The following is a 25722-nucleotide window of genomic DNA, read 5'->3' as shown; positions in this document are numbered from 1 at the left end:
TCCTTCGTACTCACCCTCTCGGGCTTTCCTCCGGGCTTTCCCTTCGGTCTTGCGTTTCCGACTCTATCAGACTCTTTCGTGTCCGATTCCCGGTCAGCGGGTTTCGTCTTCCCGGCCGTTGGGCCGTTCCGACGTCCCAAACTTTAGCGGATTTTCCCGGCCATTCATAATCGAACCTTCGAAATGAATTCCGGCATGCCGAAATCATCCCGGACGGGACATCGCACAGAGTTTGGTTGCCGCATTCGCGGCGGGATCGGCTGCCACAGAACCGTTCCGGCACCGTGACAACTCGGAGAACCCTACGGATCGGCAGGAGGCGTGTCAACCCCGCCAGGTCAAGCCGATTTCCCCGCTCGCACCGCGTGGGTCAGTCCAGGTCCGTGAGGCGGCCGCCGGCGTCCGGTTGGGTGTGCTCGACCCTGCGCAGGAGGCGGATCAGCATCTCGCCGAGGGCTCCGCGCTCCTCGCCCGAGAGGTCCTGGAGCAGGTCCCCCTCGAAGGCGGATGCCATGCGCATCGCCTCCAGCCACTTCGCACGCCCCTCGTCGGTCAGTTCGACGATGACGCGTACGCGGTTGCTCTCGTCCCTGTCCCGCGTGACCAGACCCTCGTTCGCCATGCGGTCGATGCGGTGGGTCATCGCCGCCGGGGTGAGACCGAGGCGCTTGGCCAGCTCTCCCGGGCCCAGCCGGTAGGGGGAGCCCGCCACGACGAGGGTCTTGAGGACCTCCCACTCGGCGTTGCTGATGCCGAGGTCGGCCAGCTGGCGTCCATACCCGACGTTCATCCGGCGGTTCAGTCGGCCGAGGGCCGAGACGACCTGCTCGACCTGGGGATCCAGGTCGCGGAACTCGCGCTGATAGGCGGCGATCTGTTCGTCGAGGCTCGGCTCCTGGAGGCCGGAGGGCTCGGTGGTGTCAGACATGGCGGGCAGTATGGCACGCCTTCCATTGGCGTCGAAGTCCTTCGTTCTGTACTGTTGAGGTTCTAACTTTACTGTTGAAGTCTTTGGACGTGAGTCCTTCGAGGTTGAGGTAGGTGAGTGTGACCAGGGAACTGGGCGCAGCGCTGCGGCGGATCCAGCTCGGGAGCGCGCTGAGCGCGTTCGGTGTGGGGTTCACCGTTCCGTATCTGTACGTCTATGTGGCACAGGTGCGGGATCTGGGCGCCGGTACGGCGGGAGTCGTGCTGGCCGTCTTCGCCATGGCAGCGCTGGCAGTCCTGCCGTTCACCGGGCGGGCCATCGACCGGCGCGGTCCGATCCCGGTACTGATCGTCGCCGCCGTGGTGGCGTCCGTGGGCGCCGCGGCCCTCGGACTTTCGTCGAACGTATCGACCGCCGTGCTGTCGGCAGCCGTCCTCGGCGCGGGCACGGCCGTCATGGCGCCGGCGCTCGCCACGATGCTCGTCCAGTGCTCCGGCGCCGCCACCCGTACGCGCGCCTTCGCGATGCAGTTCTTCCTGCAGAACCTGGGGCTCGGCATCGGTGGTCTGGTCGGCGGGCAGATCGTCGACACGAGCCGGCCGGAGACCTTCACGCTGCTGTTCCTGATCGAGGCGGCGATGTTCATCGTGCTCGGCGTCGTCGCGGTGACGGTGCGGATGCCTCGTTCCCCCGCGCTCACGGACGCCAGGCCCACCGGCGGGTCCGCGGCGAAGGGCGGGTTGCGGATGCTGCTCTCGCACCGGGCGATGGTGCAGCTGTGTGTGCTGGGCTTCGTGCTGTTCTTCGCCTGCTACGGACAGTTCGAGTCCGGTCTTGCGGCGTACGGCACCGAGGCTGCCGGGATCGAGCCGTCGACGCTGGGCATCGCGCTGGCCGCCAACACCGCGGTCATCGTCGCGGCGCAATTCGTCGTGCTGCGGCTGGTGGAGCGTCGCAAGCGCAGCCGGGTCATCGCCGCGGTCGGGCTGATCTGGGCGCTCGCCTGGATCGTGGCGGGGTACGCGGGGCTCGGGCACGGCAGCCAGACCATGGCGACGGCCGCGTTCATCTCCACGTACGCCCTGTTCGGACTCGGTGAGTCGATGCTGTCGCCGACGGTCGCGCCGCTGGTCGCCGATCTGGCGCCGGAGTCGATGGTCGGTCAGTACAACTCGGCCTTCGCCCTGGTCAAGCAGCTCGCGCTGGCGGTCGGTCCGGCCGTGGGCGGGCCGATGGGGGCCTCGCTGCACGGGCCGTACATCGTGACGTTCGTGCTGTTCTCGCTGGGCATCACAGTGCTCGCACTGCGGCTGGGGCGTCAGCTCACCCCCGTACAGGATCAGCCTTCGCTCGCGGTGGTGCCGTCGCGGGTGGTGGCCGCGTCGGTGCCGGACGCCGAAGCGACAGCCGAGCCGGCGACCGCCCCCGTTGCGGCCCCTGCGGTTTCAGCCGCGGCTTCTGCTGCCGCTCACTGAGGCAGCGCGAACTCGCACCAGACCGCTTTGCCGCCGCCGGGTGTGCGGCGGCTGCCCCAGGACGAGGCGATCGTCGCGACGATGGAGATGCCGCGGCCCGCTTCGTCCACCGGTTCGGCGCGGCGGCGGCGCGGCAGGTGGTCGTCGCCGTCGGTCACCTCGATGATCAGGCGGCGGTCGGTGCGGCGCAGCCCCAGGCGCATCGGCGGGGTGCCGTGCTGGAGGGAGTTCGCCACCAGTTCGCTGGCGGCGAGGACGCCCAGGTCGCACAGCTCCACCGGGAACCGCCACGACGTCAGGACGCCGGTGGCGAAGGCACGGGCGCGCGGGGCCGCTTCGATGCCGCCGAGGAGATCGAGCGAGGCGTTGTGGAACAGTTCCGCGTTCGCCCCGGTGCGGGCCGGGTGCTGGACCACCAGCACCGCCACGTCGTCGTCGTGTTCGGCGGTGACCCCGAGGGAACGGATGAGACGGTCGCAGACCACCTGCGGTGATCCGTTGGCGCCGGAGAGGGCGCGTTCCAGGGCCGCGACCCCCTCGTCGATGTCCTCGCTGCGGCGTTCCACGAGACCGTCCGTGTAGAGGACGGCGGTGGAGCCGGGCGGCAGCGCGATCGTGCCCGACGTGTGGATCCAGCCCCCGGTGCCGAGCGGCGGTCCGGTCGGATCCTCGGCGCGGCGCACCGAACCGTCCTCGTCGCGTACGAGGATCGGGAGATGGCCGGCGGAGGCGTAGACGAGCCGGCCCTCGTTCGGATCGTGAACCGCGTAGGCGCAGGTGGCGATCTGGCTGGCGTCGATCTCGGCGGCGAGACCGTCGAGCAGCTGCAGCACCTCGTGCGGCGGGAGGTCGAGGCGGGCGTAGGCGCGGACGGCGGTGCGGAGCTGGCCCATCACCGCGGCGGCACGCACCCCGCGGCCCATCACGTCCCCGATGACGAGCGCGGTGCGGCCCGCGCCGAGGGTGATGACGTCGTACCAGTCGCCGCCGACCGCCGCGTCCGTGCCGCCCGGCTGGTACGTGGCGGCGATCCGCAGGTCGTCGGGGTGCTCCAGCTCCTGCGGGAGCAGGGAGCGCTGGAGGGTGACGGCTGTCTCGCGGTGGCGGCGCTCGCTGGTGCGGAGACGCTCGGCCGCTTCGGCGTGGTCGGTGACGTCGGCCGCGTGGACGAGAACACCGCCCTCGCTCCCCTTGCCGCTTGTGCGGCCGTCCATCTTGCCGTGGGCGGCGGGCGTGGCGACCGGGGTGCAGGTCACGGTGTACGAGCTGCCGTTGCGGACCTTGCGGGACTTGACCGTACGGGGCGTGCCGCTGCGCAGGACCTGGTCCATGAGGGGCAGCAGGCTGAGCTCGTCGAGCTCCGGCATCGCGTCGGCCGCCGTGGCGCCGATGGGGCGGGGACCGAAGGCTGTGGCGTAGGCGTCGTTGACGTACGCGATGCGGTGGTCGGGGCCGTACACCAGGGCGACCGGGGCGGGCAGCCTGCCGAGGAGCTCGCGGGCGGGGAGATCCTCCAGCGCGGGTCCGGGGGCCGGTTCGGAGACCTCTCCGAAGGCCTTGGGGGTGTTTCCGTCCGGTGCGGCGGACCCTGGCCCGGCCCCGGCGTACTCGCCGCGGGCCGCGGGCACCGAACTGCGGTCGTCCCGGGCGGCGGCGCGACGCTGCGTTCCTGGTAGGCAAACGCTCCAACGCGTGAAGTTCACGGAAATTCTGGCCTCGTGTGTCGGTCTGGTCCGCTCGGGCGGGCCGCTTCCTCTGCCGGTTCTGCTACCGGCTCGCTTCCACCGGGGTCGGGGGCACCGGGGGCCGGACCCCCGGTGAGGTGAGGCGCTGCCGGGCCTCGTCGTACTGGTCACTGCTGGTCACGGTCGGCCGGGTCACTCTGTACAGGTGTGGACCAACCTATGGTCACACGTCCAGTGTGACGGACCGTACTGACAGTCAGCCCTCCTGCTTGGGCGGACCGTCGTCCCCGGTGCGTCTGCCCCCGGCGGCGAGTTCGAATTCGGCGCGCGGGTGTTCCAGCGAGCCGAGGGAGACAATCTCGCGTTTGAAGAGTCCGGCGAGGGTCCATTCGGCAAGGACGCGGGCCTTCCGGTTGAAGGTCGGGACCCTGCTCAGGTGGTACGTACGGTGCATCAGCCAGGCCGGGCGGCCCTTGAGCTTGCGTCCGTAGACATGGGCGACACCCTTGTGGAGGCCGAGCGAGGCGACGGAGCCCGCGTAGCTGTGCCGGTACTCCTTGAGCGGTTCGCCTCTGATCGCCGCGAGGATGTTCTCGGCGAGGACTTTGGCCTGGCGCACCGCGTGCTGGGCGTTGGGCGCGGTCTCCTTGCCCACTTCACCGGCCGTCAGATCGGGAACCGCCGCGGCGTCCCCGGCGGCCCAGGCGTGTTCGGCGCCCTCGACGGCGAGCTGCGCGGTGCAGCGAAGCCTGCCGCGTTCGGTGAGGGGCAGATCGGTGGCGGCGAGGATGGGGGCGGGCTTGACGCCTGCGGTCCACACGAGCGTGCGGGTCGGGAAGCGCGAGCCGTCGCTGAGGACGGCGACCCGGTCCTCGCAGGAGTCCAGCCGGGTGCCGAGGCGTACGTCGATATTGCGGCCGCGCAGCTCCCGTACGGCGTACTTGCCCATCACGTCGCCAACCTCCGGCAGGATCCGGTCGGACGCCTCGACGAGGATCCATTTCAGGTCCCCGGCCTTGATGTTGTGGTAGTAGCGCGAGGTGTAGCGGGCCATGTCCTCGAGTTCGGCGAGCGCCTCCACGCCCGCGTAGCCGCCGCCGACGAAGACGAAGGTGAGGGCGGCGTCGCGGATGGCCGGGTCGCGGGTGGCGGAGGCGATGTCCATCTGCTCGATGACGTGGTTGCGAAGGCCGATGGCCTCCTCGATGGTCTTGAAGCCGATGCCGTGGTCGGCGAGGCCCGGGATCGGGAGGGTGCGCGAGACGGAGCCGGGTGCGATGACGATCTCGTCGTACGGGATCTCCAGGGCGCCGGTGCCGTCCTCGCCGGTGGCGAGCGTGGTGACGGTCGCGGTGCGCTTGGCGTGGTCGATGCGCTGCGCCTCGCCGATGACGATCGTGCACTGCGCCAGCACGCGGCGGAGCGGTACGACGACATGGCGCGGCGAGATCGAGCCTGCGGCCGCCTCGGGCAGGAACGGCTGATACGTCATGTAGGGCTCGGGCGTGACGACGACGATCTCGGCCTCGCCGGACTTGAGTTTCTGCTTCAGCTTCCGCTGGAGACGCAGCGCTGTGTACATCCCGACGTAGCCGCCGCCGATGACGAGGATGCGCACACCCGGCGGCGGGCCGGGGGGTGTCCCCCGGGAATCTGAAGCCATCACCTCCCCATGACGCAACGTGCTCAGGTATTTGTCCACAGCCCCGGCAAACTGTGTGACCGGAGGTTCTGGATGGGCTGCTGGGGACGGCCATCGGGGCAATACGGAAGCTGCGCAGGTCAGACGTTGCAGTGGGGGTGGCGGAGAGGGGCAGAATCAGGAATCAACCGGTCCTTGCTCCGATCGGGGGGCCTACCGTGCGGAACTGCCCTCTTCTGAATTGACCCGGGCTCAACTATGTTCGTATGTCGTCGGGGTGTCGGGCTGGGATGATGATCCACTCCCCGACCGACACGGCGGGAAGTCTCCGGGGGGAGACGTCATAACCGGGGGAAAGCTATGCACATTCAGGATTCGCATTGGCAGACTGCTGCTGTCTCGTCCGACGGAAACGGACACATCGGCACAGTCGGTACGGTGAGCACGGTGGGAGCGACTGTCGGCTCCAGCTCCACCGCCGGTCGCTCGGCGCCGCTGCGCGTGGACGCGCAGCGGAATCTGGAGCATGTACTGCGAGCCGCACGCGAGGTGTTCGGCGAGCTGGGGTACGGGGCTCCGATGGAGGACGTGGCACGCCGCGCCCGGGTCGGGGTCGGCACGGTGTACCGGCGTTTCCCGAGCAAGGACGTGCTGGTGCGCCGGATAGCCGAGGAGGAGACCGCCCGACTGACCGACCAGGCGCGGGCCGCGCTGGGGCAGGAGGACGAGCCGTGGTCGGCGCTCTCGCGCTTCCTGCGGACCTCCGTGGCCTCGGGTGCGGGGCGGCTGCTGCCGCCGCAGGTGCTGCGGGTCGGTGTCGATGCCGACGACTCGACAGTGGTCGGGGGCCCGGGAGTTTCGCAGGATGTGGGCGCGGCCTCGGCTGCGGGCTCCGGTGATGTCCGGGATGTCCTGGATGAGGCGCGGGTTCCTCATCAGCGACAGGGGGCGGTGCAGGCCGACCTCCGGGTCGTCGGCCGGCATCCGGCCGCCGACGACGGGCTCTCGGACGAGGGCGCGGGCACGGCCGAGCTGCTGGAGGTCGTGGGTCGGCTGGTCGACCGTGCGCGGGCGGCGGGTGAGCTGCGGCGTGATGTGACGGTGGCGGACGTGCTGCTGGTCATCGCGACGGCGGCGCCCGTCCTGCCGGATGCGGCTCAGCAGGCTGCCGCTTCGACCCGACTGCTGGACATCCTGCTGGAGGGGCTGCGCTCGCGCCCTGCGTGAGCGGGAATGCATGACGGGTGAGCTCGGGTGTGCGTGAGCCCGGGCTTGCGCGTGGGCTCGGGCTGGCCTGTGGGCTCGGGATTGCGGGCAGCTCGGCGGACCTTCGGTTGGCAGGGCCGTGGCCGGATGGGCCGTGGTTGGGTCCGCCGGGAGAGCCGCCTGGCGGCGCGGGGCCCGGCGGTCGGGCGGCGTCGGGCTTTGGCGCGGGGACACCGGGTCCGTGATGGGGGAGGCCGTGAGGTGTCGGCGTGGTCCTCGTACAGCGGGGGCACGTTCGGCAACTCGGCTGCGCCGGAGGCTCGTTGATTCTTCCCCATGCGAGTGCCCGCTGGTGACCACATTCCGGAAAACGCCCCGGATGAGTGGTTGCCGGGATTGAACGTTCGCCGTGATTGCGCCGTGTGGCACTCTGGCCCGGTGTTCGGGTCCGAAAGCGCATACGGGGGCTTCCGCGATGAGCGGTGACGGGCAGCAGGAAGAACTACCCGACGGCGTCTCGGTCGTGGGTGAGTGCGCGGAGGCCGGTGAGCCGGTCTCCCGGCGGGTCCCGAGCCAGGCCGGCCCCGGGCGGTCGGGCGGTGACACCACCGAGGGCGGAACCGTGCTGCCCGGACCCTGGCCGTCCTCGCCGGCGGGCCGCGATGCCGACGTCGGCGCCGGTTCCCCGGTCGGGGCCGAGGTCGCCGTACCGATGCAGCGGGGCGGCGGAAGCAGTGCCGGATCCGCCGGACTCGCGCTCTCCGACGCCCAGTTGATCCAGCGCATGCGGTCCGGGGACGATCTCGCGTACGGGGAGTTGTTCCGGCGGCACTCGGGCAGTGTGCGGCGCTACGCCCGGAGCTGCTGCCGGGACGCCCACACCGCCGACGACCTGACGGCCGAGGTCTTCGCCCGCACTCTGCAGGCGGTACGGGGTGGCAAGGGACCCGAGGAAGCCGTGCGGGCGTACCTCATGACGGCCGTACGACATGTCGCCGCCGCCTGGACGAAAACGGCGAAACGGGAACAGCTGGTCGATGACTTCGCGGTGTTCGCCGTGCAGGCGTCCCGCTCCTCCGGGGTGCCGCACGCGGACACGCTGGATCTGGGCGCGGACGTCATGGCGATGCACGAGGCCGAGCAGTCGATGGCCATGCGGGCGTTCCGCAGTCTGCCGGAGCGCTGGCAGGCGGTGCTGTGGCACACCACCGTCGAGGAGGAGTCGCCGAGCGAGATCGCGCCGCTGTTCGGGCTGACCGCCAACGCCACGGCGGCGCTGGCCGGCCGGGCCCGTGAGGGGCTCAAGCAGGCGTATTTGCAGGCGCATGTGAGCCAGTCGCTCACCTCGGGCGGCGACTGTGCGCGCTATGCCGACCGGCTCGGCGCCTACGCCCGGGGCGGCCTGCGGATGCGGGCCGAACGCGGGCTCCGCAAGCATCTGGACGAGTGCGCGAAGTGCCGGGTCGCCGCGGGCGAGCTGACGCATGTCAACGCCGGGATTCCGGCGCTGCTCCCGGTCGCGGTCGTCGGCTGGTTCGCCGCCGGATACGCGCTCAAGGCCGCCGGGATCGTGGCGGGCGGTGCGGCGGGGGCGGGTGCCGCCGCGGCGACGGGCGGGAGTTCGTCCGGCGGTGCGGCCGGTGGCGCAGTGGCCTCGGAGGGGCTGGGCGCTCCGGTCAAGGCCGGTATCGCGGCGGCGGTGGCCGTCGCTGCCGCGGCGGGTCTGGTCTGGGCGCTGGTCGGTGACGAGCAGCCGAAGCCGGAGGCCGAGCCGGTGGCCAAACCGCCGGTGGTGGCGCCCGCGGTGCCGTCGCCACCGCCCCCGAGGCCGGTGCCGGAGCCCGAACCTCCGAGCGCGCCCGCACCGCCCGCACCGCCCGCGCTCACGCCGACTCCGCCGCCAAAGGCGAAACCGACACCTACACCTACGCCCACACCCGCACCCACACCCACACCGGAGCCGCCGGCCCCTGCGCCGCCGACGCCCACGCCGACACCGACGCCCACGCCCACACCTCCGCCGCCCGCGCCGCCGACTGTCGTCTACCAGGTCAGCGAATTGCGCTACTCCTTCCTCGGCGGCCACTCGGAGCCGGAGGTGTCGATGGGTGAGAGCAGCTGGGTCTGGCGGCGCTCAGGCCTGTCGATCGGCGGCACGCGATACGCGCACGGGGTGACCGTGCACGGCCGTTCGTCGGTCACCATCCAGCTGAACCGGGCATGCACCCGCTACGAGGCGACGGTCGGGGTCGACGATCTGACGGCGGGGCTCGGCTCGGTGCGCTTCTCCGTGTTCACCGGTGCCGGGGTGCAGCTGTGGCAGTCCCCGTTGATGAACGGCGCCGATCCGGCCATACCCATGGGAATCAGCATCACGGGGCAGCAGCGGATCCGGCTCGTCGTGGAACCGGCGGCCCCGTTCGGCGGGGTGACGCTGGCCGACTGGGCGGAGTCGCGGATCAGCTGCCGCTGATCCGCGGTCCAGGGCTGTTCCCGTCGGAACCGATGCGGCGATCCGAGCCGCTTTCCTCGGCGCCGGGGAGCTCCGCGGTGATGCGGGCCAGGAGTTCGAGGACGTCGTCGACGGTCAGCCGGGTGCCCGCGGCGCGCTCGGACTCGTACAGCTGCCGGCCCAGTTCCTCGCATGCCTGGCGGCCGATCTCCTCCGCTTCCGCCCGTTCCCTCCCGGTCAGGGCGCCGGGGAGCCGCCACGTCCCGGCTGCGGCCAGGACGCGTACACCGGCGGCGGTGAAGCCGACCGCCGGAAGCAGGAGCGCCGCGCTCTGCGCCAGGAACCCGGTGACGGCCTCGGCACACTGGGCGTCCCACGCCATGCGGAGGGCGCCGGTCAGTCCGCTTACGCCGGCGGCCGGGCCTCCACCCCTGGACTCCGGCTCGCGTGCGGCGATCCGGGCGGACAGTCCGTCGATCATCGCCAGGAAGTGCACGGGCGGGCTGCCGCGACCGGCCGTGCGCTGCGCCTCGGTGATCTGCCGGCGGGCCTCCGGGATCTCGCCGCGGTCCAGGGCGATGACGCCGCGCAGGCACTGGACGTAGGCACGGGCGTCGTGCGCCTGGTAGCGCTCCGCCTCCGCCGCGGACTCGTCCAGGCCGCGCTCGGCGGCTGCCGTGTCACCGGTCCGGTAGGCGAGATCGGCGAGGCGGGCCAGCAGGAACGGTGCCTCGGCGTGGGCCCCGACCTCGCGGGCGAGCAGCAGAGCCTCCTCGTAGGCCGCGCGCGCCTCCTCGTACCGTCCGCGCATCATGCCCGCCTCCGCGGCGGCCCCGGCGGACTGGGCGCGCATCCATCGGTCGCCGTTGCTGCGGGCCAGCCCGCGTAGTTCGGCGAGGTCGTCGTCGACTCCGGGCATGCCGCCGCGCATGTCGACGATCATGTGGGTGCGGAACATCAGCGTGACGCCGTACTCCCAGGCGCCTCCATGCAGCCGGGTGTTGGCGAGCGCCGCATCGAACATGTCCCGGGTGTCGTCCGGTTCACGGCTCAGATACGAGGTCATGGGCCAGAGCAGCCCGGGAAAGCGCGCGGAATGCGGGCCCGGCGTGCTGAACGCGTCCCGCACCGTGCGGACAAGCTCCTGGATGCGGTCGTCGTCACGGACGTCGTCGGACGCCCGGCTCTCCACGGCGAGGAAGAACTGCAGCATGCGCAGCTCCATCCGGGGCCAGTAGCGGGGATCGGTGGGGTCGGTGGGGTCGTTGCCGAGTGAGAGGGTCCGTTCGGTCCAGGCGAGGCCCTCGCCGCGGAGATTGCGCAGCCACCAGAACCAGCCCATGCCGAGCACGAGACGTGCCGCTTCCGCTTCGGAGACGTGGGCGACGGTGGTGCGGGTGAGGGCGGCGCGGATGTTGTCGAGGTCCGTCTCCAGGCGCCGGATCCAGGGGAGCTGTTCGCCGGAGCGCAGCCGGGGTTCGGCCTCCTCGACGAGCGCGGTGACGTATGCGGTGTGCGCGCTCTCGGCGGCAGCCAGGGTCTCGGGGGTCTCGGCGGCGCGCTCGGTGGCGTACTCGTGGATGGTCTCCAGGAGGCGGTAGCGCATCTCGCCGGTGGGGGTCGGGGCGGCGACGACGAGGGACTTGTCGACGAGAGCGCCGATGAGGTCGGCGGCGGTGGCCCCGGGGCTCGCGGTGATGACGGCTTCAGCCGCGGTCAGGTCCCAGCCGCCCGCGAAGACGGAGACCTGACGCAGAGCGGTTCGTTCTGCGTCGTCGAGGAGGTCCCAGGACCAGTCGACGACCGCGCGGAGGGTCTGCTGGCGGGGCAGCACGGTGCGGCTGCCGCCCGTCAGCAGGCGGAAACGGTCGTCGAGGCGGTCCGCGATCTGGCGCGGGCCGAGCATCCGGAGCCGGGCCGCGGCGAGTTCGATGGCCAGCGGCAGTCCGTCGAGGCGGCGGCAGATCTCGGCGACGGCGTCCCGTTGGCTGCCGGGGTCGGGGTCGAAGTCGGGGCGTACGGCGCGGGCGCGCTCGGCGAAAAGGCGGTGGGCGCGGTCCGCCGGGAGCGGGCCGACGGGGCGAACCGATTCGCCGGGGACGCCCAGGGGTTCACGGCTGGTGGCGAGGATACGCAGGCGCGGGCAGCGGGTGAGCAGGGTTTCGGCGAGGGCGGCAGCCGCGTCGATGACGTGCTCGCAGTTGTCGAGGATGAGCAGGAAGGGGCGGGAGCCGGGGCGGGTCCGGTGCGCGAGGTGCTCGACGAGGAGCTCGGTCGGGTCGGAGCGCAGGGGCTGGCTGTCGCGGCCGCTGTCCAGGAGGAGGTTCGTCTCGCGGAGGCCGAGAGCGGTGAGTACGGCTCCGGGGACGGCGGCGGGGTCCTCGACGGGGGCGAGCTCGGCGATCCAGGCGTCGGTGTCGGGGACGGGCACGGTGGCGCGAACAGTGTGGGCGGACTCCTCCGCCAGGCGGGTCTTGCCCGAACCACCGGGGCCGGTGAGGGTCACCAGCCGGGAGCCGGTCAGATCGGCCCGGATGGACCGGAGTTCGGGTTCGCGGCCGACGAACGAGGTGAGGCGGGGGCGGAGGTTGCCGCGAAGGGGCGCGGGCTCCGGGGGCTGGGGGTGGTCGGCAGTGGGGGCGCCCACGGCACCCCGAACCGCAGCCGCCGTCGGCTCAGTTGGTGCCAGCAGCTCCTGGTGGAGTGCCCGCAGTTCGCTCCCCGGGTCCGCGCCCAGGCCGTCCGCCAGCGCCCGGCGCGCCTCCTCGTACGCGGTCAGCGCGTCCGCCTGACGGCCCTCCGCGCAAAGGGCCCGGATCAGCTGCGCACGGAAGCGTTCGTCGTACGGATGGGCGGTGGTGAGCTCCGCGAGTTCCGGCACGAGGGCGACGGGGCTGAGGGCTCCCCCGCGCCGCAGGTCGGCCTCGATGCGGCGCTCGAGGGTGGTCAGGCGGTGGGCCTCCGGGCGTCTGCCGTGGTCACGTTCGGGCAGGTCGGCCAGGGCGGGTCCGCGCCAGAGGGCGAGTGCCGTACGGAGCGTCGCGGCGGCCGCCTCGGGGTCCCCGGACTCCAGTTCGGCCGCTCCCCGCTGGGACAACTGCTCGAACACATGCAGGTCGATGTCGTCGGGGGTGGCTGTCAGGCGGTAGCCGCCGGGAGTGCTGGTGACGGCGCCCCGGTCCAGTGCGCGGCGCAGCCGGCCGACCAGCGCCTGGAGTGCTGCGGAGGCGTCGTACGGAGGATCGCCCGCCCATACGTCGTCGACCAGATCGGCGACCGGGACCGGGCGGCCCTTGCGCAGGGCGAGCGCGGCAAGGAGGGCGCGCAGCCGCGCGCCCCCGACGGGCAGCGTGCCGCCGTGCACGTCTCGCGCCTCGGTGACGCCCAGGATCAGGTACCGCACCCGGTCATTGTGGCCTGCGGCACCGACCGCGTGCGCCGGGATTCCGGCGGCCGGGAGCGGCGTCGGGTATCGGGTGGCGGTCAGCGTTGCAGGGTGCGGCGGGCCGGGACCACTCCGCCCGCCACCGCGCGCCGACGGGGCGCGGCCGTGCCCGTCCAGCAGGTGCCGCGGCGGGAGACGAGACGGCGGAGCCAGAGCTCCGTGGCGGCCAGGTCGGCGAGGCCGTCCAGGGGCAGCGGTTCGCCCTCGGAGGCCGCGCGCAGGGCCTTCCGCACGACCCGGGCCTCGATCAGGCCCGCGTCTGCGAGCAGCGGCGCGTCGAAGAGTGCGATCAGGTCGGGGAGCGCGGTGCGCAGACCGGTGCGGCTGACCGCGGTCGACGTCGCCTGGGAGGGGGTGCCCCAGCCCGGCGGCAGTTCGTGGATGCCCGCGCCCGCGAGAACGCGGCGCAGGACGGCGGCCCGGGCGCCCGGCTGGACGCGGAGCGATTCGGGCAGGGCGCGGGCGGCGCGTACCACCTGGTTGTCGAGGAACGGGGCGTGCAGCCGCTGGCTGCGGATCTCGGCGGCCTGTTCCAGGATCCGGTGGTCGGCGGCGTGCCGGGCGAGCGCGGCGCGGGCCCGGGCCTCGCCGGGACGCTGGACCGAAGTGGGGCGGATCGCCGCCTCCTGGAGGCGCACCGACACTTCCGCGAGCGCCTCCCCGGTCAGCCAGCGGGCGGCGGGCCCCGGCCGCGACCAGGTGAGCGCGGCGAGCGAGGCGTCGGCGGGCGTGTCGAGGTCGGGCGTGCGGCGGTTGGCGTCCGGGAGCCGGTCGGCTGCCGTTTCGAGACCCGTCCGGTAGGACGTGCGGGCCAGGCGGCGGGCCGCGCGGTAGACGGTCAGCGGTACGAACAGCGAGTGTGCGGACGGTCCTTCGGCTCTGGCGAGGGCGGCGACCGGGCGCAGCAGGTGACGTCGGCGGCGGTCCATCAGGAGATCGGCGAGGCGGGCCGGGTGGGCGTCGAGGACCTGCCGGGCGCCGTCGCCGACGAAGTGGTCGGCACTGCCCGCGACGAGGCGTCTGCGGTGGCGTTCGGCGACGACGAGGGACCGGGCCGGTTCGTCGGTGAGCGGGCCGCTGCCCAGGTCGGCGTAGGGCAGCGCCTCCTCGCCCGCGGCGACGACGACGTGATGCAGCCGCGGGTTGGCGGCGATGACCGCGGCGCGTTCGAGTTCGTCCTCGTGGTCGCGGGTGGTGAGGTCGTTGAAGGTGACGGCGAGCAGCCGCTCGCCCGCGCCCGTGCCGTGGCCGAGGAGGGTGCCGGGCAGTCCGGGCAGGCCCGCGGCGAGCAGGGCGAGGGTGGCGGAGGCACTGCCTCCGGAAAGGTCGGCGCCGATGCCGGGGACGGGCGCGCCACGGGCGGCGCGGCGTTCGGCGGGCCCCATGCCGGGGACCGGTCCGGGGTCGGGCGGCAGGGTCTCGGGTGCGTGGCGGGGGGCCATGAGCCTGGCGCGTACCGCTTCGAGCAGCGCGTCGCGCACCCCGTCCACTGCGCTCACCGGGTCGAGCTGGGGGGCGGCGACGGCGAGGGAGGCGACCGGCTCGTACCCGGTGATCTCGCGGGAGCCCTCGCGGAGGATGAGCGCGTGCCCCGGCGGAATGCGCTTCACACCCACGTACGGAGTGCCGTCGCGCAGCGCCTCCGGCGTCTCGGGGCAGGCGAGCAGTGCGGCCAGGTGGCCGATGTCCAGCTGCGCCTCGATGAGGTCGGCGAGCGGGAGTGCGGCGGTCGCGTACGCCGTACCGCTCGCCCAGGGCGTGTAGAAGACCGGGCGCGCTCCGGCGAGGTCGCCGACGACGGTGATCCTCCGGCCGATCCGGACGACGGCCGTGTAGCTGCCCGGCCAGGCGGTGAGGTGGCGCAGGGCGCCGCCGCGGGCGGCGAGGAGGCCGCGGCGGAGCTGCTCGTCGGTGGCGCCGCAGCAGCCGAGGACCGCGAGGCGGGCGGTGGGTGCGCCTTCGGCGGTCTCGATCGAGGCGATCCGGATCTCGTCGGGGCGCCAGTCGCCGACCGCCCAGAGCGGATCGGGATCGCCCCAAAGGAGTTGGGAGCCCACAGGGTGCACCGTGCGTCCCTCGTCGGCTGCGCCGACCGCGCCGACCGTGCCGAAGCTCGCGGCGATACTGCTCCACCCCACCAACCAACGCATCGCCGCCTCCACAGGCTGTGGACAAAACGGCGCACCTGGTTCGTACCGGGAGAACTGCGGGAACATGCAGCGCCGTTGCGGGACATGCTGCCACGACAACGGCGCGCAGGAGTGGCTACGGAGGGCGCACGTCGCAAGCGCATGCGCCCCTGGCAAAAGCCGGAGGGCGGGTCGGGGGCGCCCGATCCCCGCGCACTGCGGGACGCCACAACGGATCTACAGGTTCCGCTTGTTGCCTTCCCTGTCGCCCCGGGTCGTACCGGCCGAAATCCGGCCAGCTCCCGAACCGCCCGTCGACCGCGGGCCGGCAGTCCGCCGGTGTCCGCGAATCGCCCGGCCCAGCCACCGCGGACCGACGCCATTCGGCCATTCTCGAAGAGCACGGCGGGCGCCGGAACCGACTCCCCGTGCGCACGATTTCCCGTTCCGTCCCGCTTTGCTACGAGGTCGCCCGACCGGCTCCGCGACAACCCCCTGCCGCTCCCGTACCGGCCCCTCTCACACCGGCCCCGGTCCGCGCCGGCGGCCCGCCGAACGCACAGTCCGGGAGACGTGGTTCGCCTCCCGGACCGGTCCGCCGCCTGCGGGGAATGAGGCGGCAGTGTCCCCCAGCCCACTGAGTCCAGTGCAGTGGGCCGACCCACGCAGCACCCATGCAAGCGCTCCCCCCGCCGGCCGGGCCAGAGCGCACGGCCGGGCGCACGGCCACACGGCAGGAGCACGTGGGGGCTCGCCCGGCGGGGTCCGGGGCGGCGTCCGGGCAAGGGGTCCGGCCGGACGACCGGATCGCCGCGGCGGGACCGCCCCCGTACGCCGATCGTCCGCCCACCGTCCGTACGGACAACAATCCCGCCATGCGGACGTCTGCCCCTTAACGGTAGGGATGCGACGAACTACGCTGGGTTTACTGAGGTTCTCGGCAGGAGGCATATTCCTCGGGGCTCGGCCACATGCGTGTGCGGCCGGAGTGCCGGGGCCCGCCCCTGGGGAGAACACGGTACGAATGCCGCGCGCCTCCTCGGTGACGCGGCTGCCGTCTGTGTGTCGAGGGGTGGCGCATGTCCAGGGAGCAACGCGGGCCGAACGAGAAGCTCGGAACCGTTCTCGCCCTCGCGGGAATCAGCAACGCCGGGCTCGCCCGGCGGGTCAACGACCTCGGGGCGCAGCGCGGGCTGACACTTCGCTACGACAAGACCTCGGTGGCGAGATGGGTCTCGAAGGGCATGGTGCCGCAGGGTTCCGCGCCCCATCTCATCGCCGCGGCGATCGGCGCCAAGCTCGGCCGGCCGGTCCCGCTGCACGAGATCGGACTCGCGGACGCGGATCCGGCGCCCGAGGTGGGTCTGGCCTTCCCGCGCGACGTGGGCGAGGCGGTGCGTTCGGCGACCGAGCTCTACCGGCTGGATCTGGCGGGGCGCCGGGCAGGCAGCGGCGGGATCTGGCAGTCGCTGGCGGGCTCGTTCTCGGTGAGCGCGTACGCGACGCCCGCGTCGCGCTGGCTGATAACCCCCGCCGACCCGTCGGTGGCACGCGACTCGTCGGCGGCCGAGGCGGCGATCCTCGGCACGCAGGGCGAGCCCGGTGCGCAGCCGGCGCCGGGCGCACCGGGCGGCGCGCCCAACATTCCCGTACAGCCGGGACCGGACTCCGTGAACGACATCTCGCCGCTGCGCGTCGGCCACAGCGATGTGACCAAACTCCGCGAGGCGGCCCAGGACGCGCGCCGCTGGGACTCCAAGTACGGCGGCGGCGACTGGCGCTCCTCCATGGTCCCGGAGTGTTTACGGGTGGACGCGGCGCCGCTGCTCCTCGGCTCGTACAGCGACGAGGTGGGCCGGGCGCTCTTCGGCGCCGCCTCCGAGCTGACCAGACTCGCGGGGTGGATGGCGTTCGACACCGGGCAGCAGGAGGCCGCCCAGCGCTACTACATCCAGGCGCTGCGGCTCGCACGGGCGGCGGCCGACGTGCCGCTCGGCGGCTATGTCCTCGCGTCGATGTCGCTTCAGGCGACCTACCGCGGCTTCGCCGACGAGGGGGTCGACCTCGCGCAGGCGGCCGTCGAACGCAACCGCGGGCTCGCCACCGCCCGCACCATGAGTTTCTTCCGGCTGGTGGAGGCGAGGGCCCATGCGAAGGCGGGCGACGCCGCGGCTGCGGGGACCGCGCTGAAGGCCGCCGAGAGCTGGCTGGAGCGTTCCCGGGACGGCGACGCGGACCCGTCGTGGCTGGGCTTCTACTCGTACGACAGGTTCGCCGCCGACGCCGCGGAGTGCTACCGCGATCTGAAGGCCCCGCGGCAGGTGCGGCGCTTCACCGAACAGGCGCTGTCCCGGCCGACCGAGGAGTTCGTGCGCTCGCACGGGCTGCGGCTGGTGGTCTCGGCCGTCGCCGAGCTGGAGTCCGGCAACCTGGACGCGGCCTGCGCGGCGGGCACCCGGGCGGTCGAGGTGGCCGGCCGCATCTCGTCGGCGCGGACCACGGAGTACGTACGGGACCTGCTGCACCGCCTCGAACCGTACGGGGACGAGCCACGCGTCGCCGAGCTGCGCGAGCGGGCACGGCCGCTGCTGGTGGCGCCGGTCTAGGAAACCGCCGAAGATCTTGCTCTGGCCGCCCGACTCACCCCGGATTGCCAGCACATGTAAATCGCTATGAACCAGGGCAAGTCAGGCACGATTTCAAGATCTTCAAGGCACTTCCAGTGCCCCTCCCGGCAGGCTTTGCCGGTCGCAGCACCAGCGGCCTCCCCAGGGGCGCCCGCACCTCTCGGATGCCCGCGCGGAGTCCTCCGGGCGACGCGCAGGCATCCGGAGGCGGAATTCCGGGCGCCACGCTGGCCTCAGCTGGTTTGAGTGCGATGTCAGTGGGTCAGTGCACTATCGGGGTGGGAGGTGGCGCGATGATGACTCACGCGGCGTACGACTGCGATGTGCTGGTGATCGGCGGCGGGATCGTCGGCCTGTCGACGGCGTATGCCCTCACGCGGACCGCTCCGGGCACGCGCGTGACCGTGCTGGAGAAGGAGTGGGGCACGGCGCGCCACCAGACGGGGCGCAACAGCGGGGTGATCCACAGTGGCATCTACTACCGCCCCGGTTCGCTCAAGGCCCGCTATGCGGTGCGCGGCGCCGCCGAAATGATCGACTTCTGCGCGGAGCACGGCATTCCGCACGCGGTGACCGGCAAGCTGATCGTCGCGACCGGGCGGTCCGAGCTGCCCCGGCTGCACGCCCTGGTGCAGCGCGGCCGGCAGCACGGGCTGCCGGTGCGGGAGCTGGGGCCCGCGGGGATCGCGGAGTACGAGCCGCAGGTGCGCGGGCTCGCGGCGATCCGGGTCGGGACGACCGGTGTGTGCGACTTCAAGGCGGTTGCCGAACGGTTCGCGGCCGAGGTGCGCGGCGCGGGCGGGCTGATCAGGTTCGGAGCGGAGGTCACTGCGATCGACCGCCGCCCGTGGGGTGTGGCGGTGCGGACGGCGGACGGCCGCGTCGTGCGGGCCCGGGTCCTGGTCAACTGCGCGGGGCTGCACTGCGACCGGGTGGCCCGGCTCGCGGGCGACGAGCCGGGCATGCGGATCGTGCCCTTCCGTGGGGAGTACTACGAGCTGGCCAGGCCGGAGCTGGTGCGCGGGCTGGTCTACCCGGTGCCGGACCCGGCATTCCCGTTCCTCGGGGTGCACCTGACCCGGGGCCATGACGGCGGCGTCCACGTCGGGCCGAACGCGGTGCCCGCGCTGGCCCGCGAGGGATACGGCTGGCCGGTCGTACGCCCGCGTGAGCTCGCGGACACGCTGGCCTGGCCGGGCTCCTGGCAGATCGCACGCAGACACTGGCGGTACGGGGCGGGCGAGGTGCACCGTTCACTGTCGAGGAGCGCATTCACCGCGGCCGTCCGGCGGCTGCTGCCCGAGGTCACGGAGGACGACCTGCGCCCCGCCCCGTCCGGTGTCCGGGCCCAGGCGGTATTGCGCGACGGCACGCTGGTGGACGACTTCCTGATCCGCGAGGCCCCGCACACGGTGCATGTGCTGAACGCCCCGTCGCCCGCCGCGACGGCCTCGCTGCCCATCGGGCGGGAGGTGGCACGCAGGGCGCTGCTCCGGGCACAGGGAACGGGGTGGAAGCCGCCCGCCGTAGAATCGGGGCACTGTGTCTGAGTCCTTGAACCCCGCCCCCGAGTCCGACGAGGCCCACGATCTGCGCGCCGCAGCCTTCGAGCGGCAGCGCAGGCTGCGTCAGGAACCGCGCTTCCCCGGCGGACCCGCCGCCGACCCGGCCGGGTCGCACCACGAGCGCCGGATCCGCAGCTTCCAGCCGCGCCGCAGCCGTGTCACGCCCGGCCAGGAGGACGCGCTGCAGCGGCTCTGGCCGAAGTGGGGCCTGGACATCGACGGGCAGTCGGTCCTCGACCTGCCCGAGCTGTTCGACGGGCTTCCGGTCGTGCTGGAGATCGGCTTCGGGATGGGTGAGGCCACCGCGCAGATGGCGGCCGACGACCCGGGCACCGGCATACTCGCCGTCGATGTGCACACCCCCGGCCAGGGCAACCTGCTCGGTCTCGCGGACCGGAACGGACTGTCCAACATCCGGGTGGCCAACGGTGACGCGATCATCCTGCTGCGCGAGATGCTGCCGCCGGACGCACTCGACGGGCTGCGGGTGTACTTCCCCGACCCGTGGCCCAAGAAGCGCCACCACAAGCGGCGGCTGATCCAGCCGGAGTTCCTCGACCTGGCGGCGCAGCGGCTGAAGCCGGGCGCCGTGCTCCACTGCGCGACCGACTGGGAGCCGTACGCCGAGCAGATGCTCGAGGTGCTCACCGCGCACCCCCTGTTCGAGAACACGGCGGCGGACGGCGGCTACGCACCGCGGCCCGCGTTCCGTCCGCTGACCCGGTTCGAGGGGCAGGGCCTGGACAAGGGCCATGTCGTGCACGACCTGCTCTTCGCCCGCAGCTGACCTTTCGACCACGACTGGGTCCTCGCCCGTGGCTGAGCTGCAGATTTCCTGACGGGGCGGTGCGCGCACCGCACTGCCCCATGGTCAGCTGTCAGTCCCCCTCGTTAGGGTCATGGGGTGTCCGACGGGTCTGTCCAGCAGCAACAGTCGCAGCCGGCCGTTCCGCTCCTCGAGGAGCAGCGGGTCGGCGAGATCCTGGCGGCCGTGCCGGAGCGGGGCCAGTGGCGCTACCGTCCGCGCCGCGTCGGCATGGTCTGGCGGAGCAAGACGTTCCGTATCGCTGCTGTCTTCACGGTGCTCGCGCTGTGCGGGCTGGTGATCCTGGCCCTGGTCCGCGCCCAGACCGGCACCGAAGGGTTCCTGGTCGGGCTGGGTCTGGCCGTGCTGCCCGTCCCGGTCCTGATGACGGCGTTCCGCTGGCTGGACCGGGTCGAACCCGAACCCTGGCGGAATCTGCTGTTCGCCTTCGCCTGGGGTGCGTGCGCCGCCGCCCTGGTCGCGATCATCGCCAATTCGTTCGCGACCCGCTGGATCGCGACGGCCACCGCGGACCCGGCGAGCGCGGACACCCTCGGGGCCACGGTCATAGCGCCGGTCGTCGAGGAGAGCGCGAAGGCGGCGGCCGTCCTGCTGATCTTCCTGTTCCGGCGACGGGACTTCGGCGGTGTCGTCGCCGGCGTCGTCGTGGCCGGCTTCACCGCGACGGGCTTCGCCTTCACCGAGAACATCCTCTACCTGGGCAACGCGTTCGGCGAGGACCAGCAGATCGGCAGCTCGGGCCTGGCGTCGGTGACGGCCGCGACCTTCTTCGTACGAGGAGTGATGACGCCGTTCGCGCATCCCCTCTTCACCGTGCTGACCGGTCTGGGCTTCGGCTTCGCGGCGCTCAGCGCACGCCGTCACCGCATCCGCCGCATCGCGCTGCCGCTGCTCGGACTGATCCTCGCCATGGGCATGCACGCCCTGTGGAACGGTTCGGGGACGTTCGGTCCGTACGGCTTCTATGTCGTGTACGGGGTGTTCATGGTCCCGGTCTTCGGACTGGTCACCTGGCTGGCGATCTGGTCGCGCCAGCGGGAGCTGCGCACCCTGGCGACCGAGCTGCCCGCGTACGCGGCCGCCGGCTGGCTGACCCCGGCCGAGCCGCTCGCGCTCTCCTCGATGCGGGCCCGCGGCCTGGCCCGGGACCTGGCGCGCCAGCGGCACGCACAAGCGGGGTACGGGGCCCCGGGTTACGGGTACGCCCCTGCCCACGGCCCCGCCCACGGCACTCACAGCCGGATCGCGGCCCAGGTACGCAGCCACGCCAAGGCGCAGGCCAAGGCGCGCGGCAAGGCGGCGGCGCGGGCGGTCGCCGAGTACGAGTCGTTCGCCACGTCCCTGGCGTTCCTGCGCCGCCGGGCCGGCCGCGGGGCGGCGGAACCGGACTTCACCGCACGTGAACTGGAACTGCTGCACCATCTCTGGCAGCGCCGGGACGTGGCCGCCCCCGCCCTGGCGTACGCGGCACAGGCGACGGGCCGTCTGCGCCCGCACTCCATGGCCCCGGCGCCGGTTCCTCAGCAGTACCAGCCGGTTCCTCAGCAGTACCAGCCGTACGGCGGCCACAACCCGTACCTGTCGCTCCCTGGGCAGCCGTATCACCAGCCGCCCCACGGACAGCAGAGCTACGGGAACCGGCCGCCCCAGCATCCCTGGTGACGGGTCAGGCGGACGCCTCGGTGAGTTCCGCCAGCTCCTGCTCGGTCAGCCGGAGGCCGGCGACGGCCACCAGTGCGGGCAGCTGCTCGACCGTGCGGGCCGAGGCGATCGGGGCGGCTACGGTCGGACGGGCGGCGAGCCAGGCCAGGGCGACGGTCGCCATCTCGGCGCCGCGCTCCTGGGCCACCTTGTCGAGTGCGGCCAGGACCTTCCGTCCCCGCTCCGACTCCAGGTGCCGGCCGGCCTTCTCGGCCCGGGCGCTCTCCACCGACGTGCCCGGACGGTACTTGCCGGTGAGGAAACCGGAGGCCAGGGCGAAATACGGGACGGCGGCGAGCCCGGCGCGGGCGGCGGTGTCCTGGAGCTCGCCCTCGTAGGTGTCGCGGGAGACGAGGTTGTAGTGCGGCTGCAGGGCGACATAACGGGCCAGCCCCTCGCGCTCGGAGAAGTCCAGGGACGCCTGGAGCCGCTCCGGGCTGATGTTGGAGGCGGCGATGGCGCGCACCTTGCCGTCCTTCACCAACCGGTCGAGGGCGGTGATGATCTCCTCGACCGGGACGGTCTCGTCGTCGAAGTGTGTGTAGTAGAGATCGATGTGGTCGGTGCCGAGCCGGCGCAGCGACTGCTCGGCCGCGGCCTTGATGGTGGTCGCGGAGAGCCCCTTGTACGCGGGGTGGGCGCCGACCTTCGTGGCGACGACGATGTCGGACCGGTTGGAGCGTGCGGCGAGCCACTTGCCGATGACGGTCTCCGACTCGCCGCCCTCGTTGCCAGGGACCCAGGCGGAATACGCGTCGGCGGTGTCGATGAAATTGCCGCCCGCCGCGGCATACGCGTCGAGGACGGCGAACGACTGCGCCTCGTCGGCGGTCCAGCCGAAGACGTTGCCGCCGAGGGCGAGCGGGAAGACCTGAAGGTCGGAAGAGCCGAGTCTGCGCAGAGAGGTCATGAGCGGAACAACGGATTCCAGCGGTGTTGCTATTCCATGCATGCCGCACGCGAAAGCCGTGGCCAAACGGACCGGCAGCCCTGACGTCGGGGGGTGAGCGTCAGGACTGCCGGGGATCGGTGGCGGGCCGGTGGGACCGGCCCGCGTTCATCGGGTCAGACCGTGAGGCCCTTGTCGCGCAGCCAGGTCATCGGGTCGATGCCCGTGCCGCCCGGGGTGTGGACCTCCAGGTGGAGGTGGGGACCCGTCACATTTCCGGTGGCGCCGACGCGGCCGATGGTCTCACCGGTGGTGACCTTCTGGCCGGCGCTGACGTCGATCGACGACTGGTGACAGAACCACAGCTCCGTACCGTCCTCGAGCTCCAGGACCGTGCGGTAGCCGTAGGAGCCGGACCAGCCCGCCGACTTGATGGTGCCGGTGTGGATGGCCTTGATCGGGGTGCCGGTCGGCGCCGCGAAGTCGAGACCGGTGTGGTGGCCGGAGGACCACATCGAACCGGCTTGCCCGAAGATCGAGGTGATCGTGTACGAGGAAGTGGGGATGGCGTAACTGGCGGCCAGTTTGGCGAGCCGCTCGGCCTCGGCCTTCGCCTTCGCCTCTTCCTCCGCCTTCTTCTTCGCGGCCGCGGCCTTGGCCTCGGCGACGTCCTGCTTCTGCTTCGCCTCGGCTGCCGCCTTCTCCGCGGCGGCCTTCTCCTCGGCCGCCTTGGCCTCCGCGTCGGCAGCGTTCTGCTGCTGCTCGGCCTGCTGGAGGATGCGGGCGCGGAGCGCCTCGCCGGCGTCGGTGGCGCCCTGCTCGGCCTCCGCGGTGGTGATGCCCGCGCTGGTCAGCGGTGCGGCGGCGGTCTTGGCCTGGGCCTGGTCGGCGGCGGACCCGTCGGCGAACAGCGCGCCCACACTGGGGAGGGAGTTGGCGTCGGGGAGCTTGTCCGCGAGGGAATCGGGAAGGGAGATGGAGACCGGCGGCTTGCTCTGCGCGGTGGCCATGCCGCCCGCGCCGACGGCCGCGATGACGCCGACGCCGAGAACCGTGGAGCTACGGGCGAGCCCGTTGCGCTGCTTGGCGACGCGGTGCCTGCCGCGTACGGGGCGGACGGACTCCTCGGTGGGGTTCCATTCCTCCCACTCCCGGTCGGCCTCTCCGAGGCCTTCGGTCCCGACCTCGGCGGTGAACCCGGTGCCGAACTCGGTGTCCGTCCCGGATGCGTACTCAGTGGTGAAGTCGGAGCCGAACCGGGAAGGGGCTTCGGGGGCAGGCTTGTTGGACGCCACGGGGGCGCACTCCTTTCCTTCCTTCTCGCCTACCGGGTTAGCTGACGGGTTCGGAGCAGGAAGGTCTCCTACGGATTCCTCCGCCTCTCACGAGACACAGGTGTCCGATTCACCCCATGGAGGTGGTTCCCCGGTTCCCTTGCGGAATTCGGCGCTCGCGCACGGTGCCGCCACTGACGACGGCTGGGACGACCGCGCTGCGTTATCGAACGTTAATAGACACACAGGCCTGATTCCAAGCTGTTCCCACTGATCGTTCAGGGTCTTGGCCTGGACTTTACTGGACACAACCGGTCGAAATCGGGCGAGTTGACCCGGACTCAGCCACTACCGCCTTTCTGACGTTGCGTCAAACGTTATGCAGAGCGGCACTCTTCGATTACGCACGGTGGCGTCGTCCTCGTGTGCTCACCGCAGCCGCGCCTCATTCCTGCCCGCGCCTCACGATCTTCACGGTCCTGCGCCGCTCCGGCTGCCCCTCCGCGGGCCGTACGACCGCGACCAGCGCCATGTCGTCGGTGGACTTGCCGCCCGTGTGCAGCCGTACGTCATCGGTCAGCGCAGACAGCAGCTCTTCGGGCCTGGGGAAGATCCGCCCACGCAGCCGGGCCGCCGGGTCATAGAACACCCCATGCTTGTCGCGCGCCTCGGAGAGACCGTCGGTGTAGACGAGCAGCGTCGTCCCGGCGGCCAGACCCCAGGCGTCGGCCAGGTCCGGCCACACCCCCAGCCCCATGCCGAGCGGCAGCGCAGGCACGCTCGGCACCAGCACCTCCACCCTTCCGTCAGGGTGGAGCAGCAGCGGCTCGGGGTGGCCGCGGTTGACAATCCGTACCTCGGCACCACCGTGCGGGATCTCGGCGAGTACGGCGGTGACGAACCCCTCGACCGGATCGATCCCGCCGCGTCGCTCCCCCTCCCGTGCCAGCGCCCGCTCCAGCCGCTGCGCCACGCCCTCCAGCGAAGCCTCGTGCTCGGCGACCTCCCGGAACGCGCCGATGATCACCGCCACCGCCTCGACCGCGTCGAGCCCCTTGCCCCGCACGTCCCCGACCACCAGCCGCACGCCGTGCGGGGTGTCCACCACGGCGAACAGGTCGCCGCCGACGAACTCGTCCGCCTGTGCCGCCTCGTACCGCGCGGCGACCCGCAGCCCGCCGATCAAGTCGTTCGGCTCCGGCAGCACGGCCCGCATGGCGGTCTCCGCGATGACCCGCGCCGAAGCCAGCTGCTCATTGCCGCGCGCTACGACTCCGTTGATGAAGAAGGCGAGGATCGAGGCGGTGAGCACGGTGATGACCTCGAGGGACGGCACGACCTGCAGCACCGTGCCGCTCTCGATCCGCAGGACGAGGATCGAGAGCAGCGAGGCGACGCCGATACGGACGGTGCTCGCCCGTGAGAAGAACGGTGCGGCGGCCAGCGGGGCCGCCACGAACAGCGGCACGGCGGTGAACGGCGGCGGAGTGAGGATGTCGAACACGAGCCCGGCGACGATCAGAAACGTCGGCAGCGCGCGGACGATCCGCCGGGAAGGGATGTCACCCCCGCCCCGCACCCCGCGCAGCTTCTCCGCCATCCCCACCTGTGCTCTCCTGCCCGGTACGCGCAGCGGCTCCTGCGGTCTCCTGCCCCCATACGCCCCACGGTCTCCTTCCCAGTACGGGCCTGGCTGCGGACGGTGCCGCACTCCACTGACCAGGCTTGCCGGAGCGGCGTCGCGCGGCGACTCCGCATCGGCCGAAGGGGGGACGGAAAACACGAATCAGGCCCGGCACGCGTTCTGCGTGCCGGGCCTGAATCTTCAGTAGCGGGGACAGGATTTGAACCTGCGACCTCTGGGTTATGAGCCCAGCG

15 protein-coding genes and 1 riboswitch are annotated in these 25722 nt (G+C 72.2%); of the genes, 7 read left to right on the top strand and 8 right to left on the bottom strand.

Going from position 1 to position 25722, the window contains the following annotated elements; all coding sequences use genetic code 11:
• Positions 1-370: 370 nt before the first annotated feature.
• Positions 371-928, bottom strand: coding sequence for a MarR family transcriptional regulator (locus tag AB0915_RS28740; protein ID WP_366134521.1), 558 nt, complete (start codon positions 926-928; stop codon positions 371-373).
• Positions 929-1059: 131 nt separating this feature from the next.
• Between AB0915_RS28740 and AB0915_RS28735 the strand changes: the two genes are divergently transcribed.
• Complete coding sequence (locus AB0915_RS28735; RefSeq protein ID WP_366693846.1) at positions 1060-2403, top strand: MFS transporter; 1344 nt, start codon at positions 1060-1062, stop codon at positions 2401-2403.
• Here the strand turns inward: AB0915_RS28735 and AB0915_RS28730 are convergent.
• Positions 2397-4106, bottom strand: a complete 1710-nt coding sequence (locus AB0915_RS28730) for a SpoIIE family protein phosphatase (protein ID WP_366693845.1) — start codon at positions 4104-4106, stop codon at positions 2397-2399. The two genes, AB0915_RS28735 and AB0915_RS28730, sit on opposite strands and share 7 nt — an antisense overlap.
• A gap of 238 nt (positions 4107-4344) precedes the next feature.
• Positions 4345-5751, bottom strand: coding sequence for an NAD(P)/FAD-dependent oxidoreductase (locus AB0915_RS28725; RefSeq protein ID WP_366693844.1), 1407 nt, complete (start codon positions 5749-5751; stop codon positions 4345-4347).
• A 339-nt stretch (positions 5752-6090) separates the two neighbouring features.
• Here AB0915_RS28725 and AB0915_RS28720 point away from each other — a divergent pair, with 339 nt between their 5' ends.
• The gene (locus tag AB0915_RS28720) at positions 6091-6957 is read left to right on the top strand and encodes a helix-turn-helix domain-containing protein (RefSeq protein WP_366693843.1); all 867 of its coding nucleotides are present in this window, start codon (positions 6091-6093) and stop codon (positions 6955-6957) included.
• Between the two features lie 454 nt (positions 6958-7411).
• Positions 7412-9409 carry a sigma-70 family RNA polymerase sigma factor gene (locus AB0915_RS28715; protein WP_366693842.1) on the top strand — a complete coding sequence of 666 codons (1998 nt, stop codon included), beginning with the start codon at positions 7412-7414 and terminating at the stop codon, positions 9407-9409.
• Here AB0915_RS28715 and AB0915_RS28710 read toward each other — a convergent pair.
• A complete protein-coding gene (locus tag AB0915_RS28710; RefSeq protein WP_366693841.1) occupies positions 9396-12791 on the bottom strand; it encodes a BTAD domain-containing putative transcriptional regulator in 3396 nt (1131 codons plus the stop codon). The two genes, AB0915_RS28715 and AB0915_RS28710, sit on opposite strands and share 14 nt — an antisense overlap.
• A gap of 80 nt (positions 12792-12871) precedes the next feature.
• Positions 12872-14983 carry an asparagine synthase-related protein gene (locus tag AB0915_RS28705; protein WP_366693840.1) on the bottom strand — a complete coding sequence of 704 codons (2112 nt, stop codon included), beginning with the start codon at positions 14981-14983 and terminating at the stop codon, positions 12872-12874.
• A gap of 1058 nt (positions 14984-16041) precedes the next feature.
• Between AB0915_RS28705 and AB0915_RS28700 the strand changes: the two genes are divergently transcribed.
• The 4 genes from AB0915_RS28700 to AB0915_RS28685 all read left to right on the top strand — a co-directional run bounded on the left by AB0915_RS28700 (position 16042) and on the right by AB0915_RS28685 (position 21642).
• Complete coding sequence (locus tag AB0915_RS28700) at positions 16042-17568, top strand: sporulation protein (protein ID WP_366693839.1); 1527 nt, start codon at positions 16042-16044, stop codon at positions 17566-17568.
• Positions 17569-17882: 314 nt separating this feature from the next.
• Positions 17883-19139, top strand: coding sequence for an L-2-hydroxyglutarate oxidase (gene lhgO, locus AB0915_RS28695; protein ID WP_366693838.1), 1257 nt, complete (start codon positions 17883-17885; stop codon positions 19137-19139).
• A complete protein-coding gene (gene trmB / locus AB0915_RS28690; protein ID WP_366693837.1) occupies positions 19132-19941 on the top strand; it encodes a tRNA (guanosine(46)-N7)-methyltransferase TrmB in 810 nt (269 codons plus the stop codon). Before lhgO ends, trmB begins: the two co-directional genes overlap by 8 nt.
• Before the next feature lie 117 nt (positions 19942-20058).
• Positions 20059-21642: a PrsW family intramembrane metalloprotease gene (locus AB0915_RS28685; RefSeq protein WP_366693836.1), complete on the top strand. Its 1584-nt coding sequence runs from the start codon at positions 20059-20061 to the stop codon at positions 21640-21642.
• Positions 21643-21646: 4 nt separating this feature from the next.
• On the opposite strand, the gene AB0915_RS28680 is transcribed toward AB0915_RS28685, so the two are convergent.
• The 3 genes from AB0915_RS28680 to AB0915_RS28670 form a co-directional block, all read right to left on the bottom strand.
• A complete protein-coding gene (locus AB0915_RS28680) occupies positions 21647-22591 on the bottom strand; it encodes an aldo/keto reductase (RefSeq protein ID WP_366693835.1) in 945 nt (314 codons plus the stop codon).
• A 155-nt stretch (positions 22592-22746) separates the two neighbouring features.
• Positions 22747-23865: a M23 family metallopeptidase gene (locus tag AB0915_RS28675; RefSeq protein WP_366693834.1), complete on the bottom strand. Its 1119-nt coding sequence runs from the start codon at positions 23863-23865 to the stop codon at positions 22747-22749.
• 11 nt (positions 23866-23876) lie between these two features.
• A riboswitch (cyclic di-AMP (ydaO/yuaA leader) is annotated at positions 23877-24029 on the bottom strand.
• Between the two features lie 260 nt (positions 24030-24289).
• The gene (locus AB0915_RS28670) at positions 24290-25444 is read right to left on the bottom strand and encodes a PP2C family protein-serine/threonine phosphatase (RefSeq protein ID WP_366693833.1); all 1155 of its coding nucleotides are present in this window, start codon (positions 25442-25444) and stop codon (positions 24290-24292) included.
• Between the last annotated feature and the right edge of the window lie 278 nt (positions 25445-25722).

Source organism: Streptomyces sp. NPDC048411 (genome assembly GCF_040704695.1).
Taxonomy (GTDB): domain Bacteria; phylum Actinomycetota; class Actinomycetes; order Streptomycetales; family Streptomycetaceae; genus Streptomyces.
This window is presented reverse-complemented; position numbering and strand designations above follow the sequence as displayed.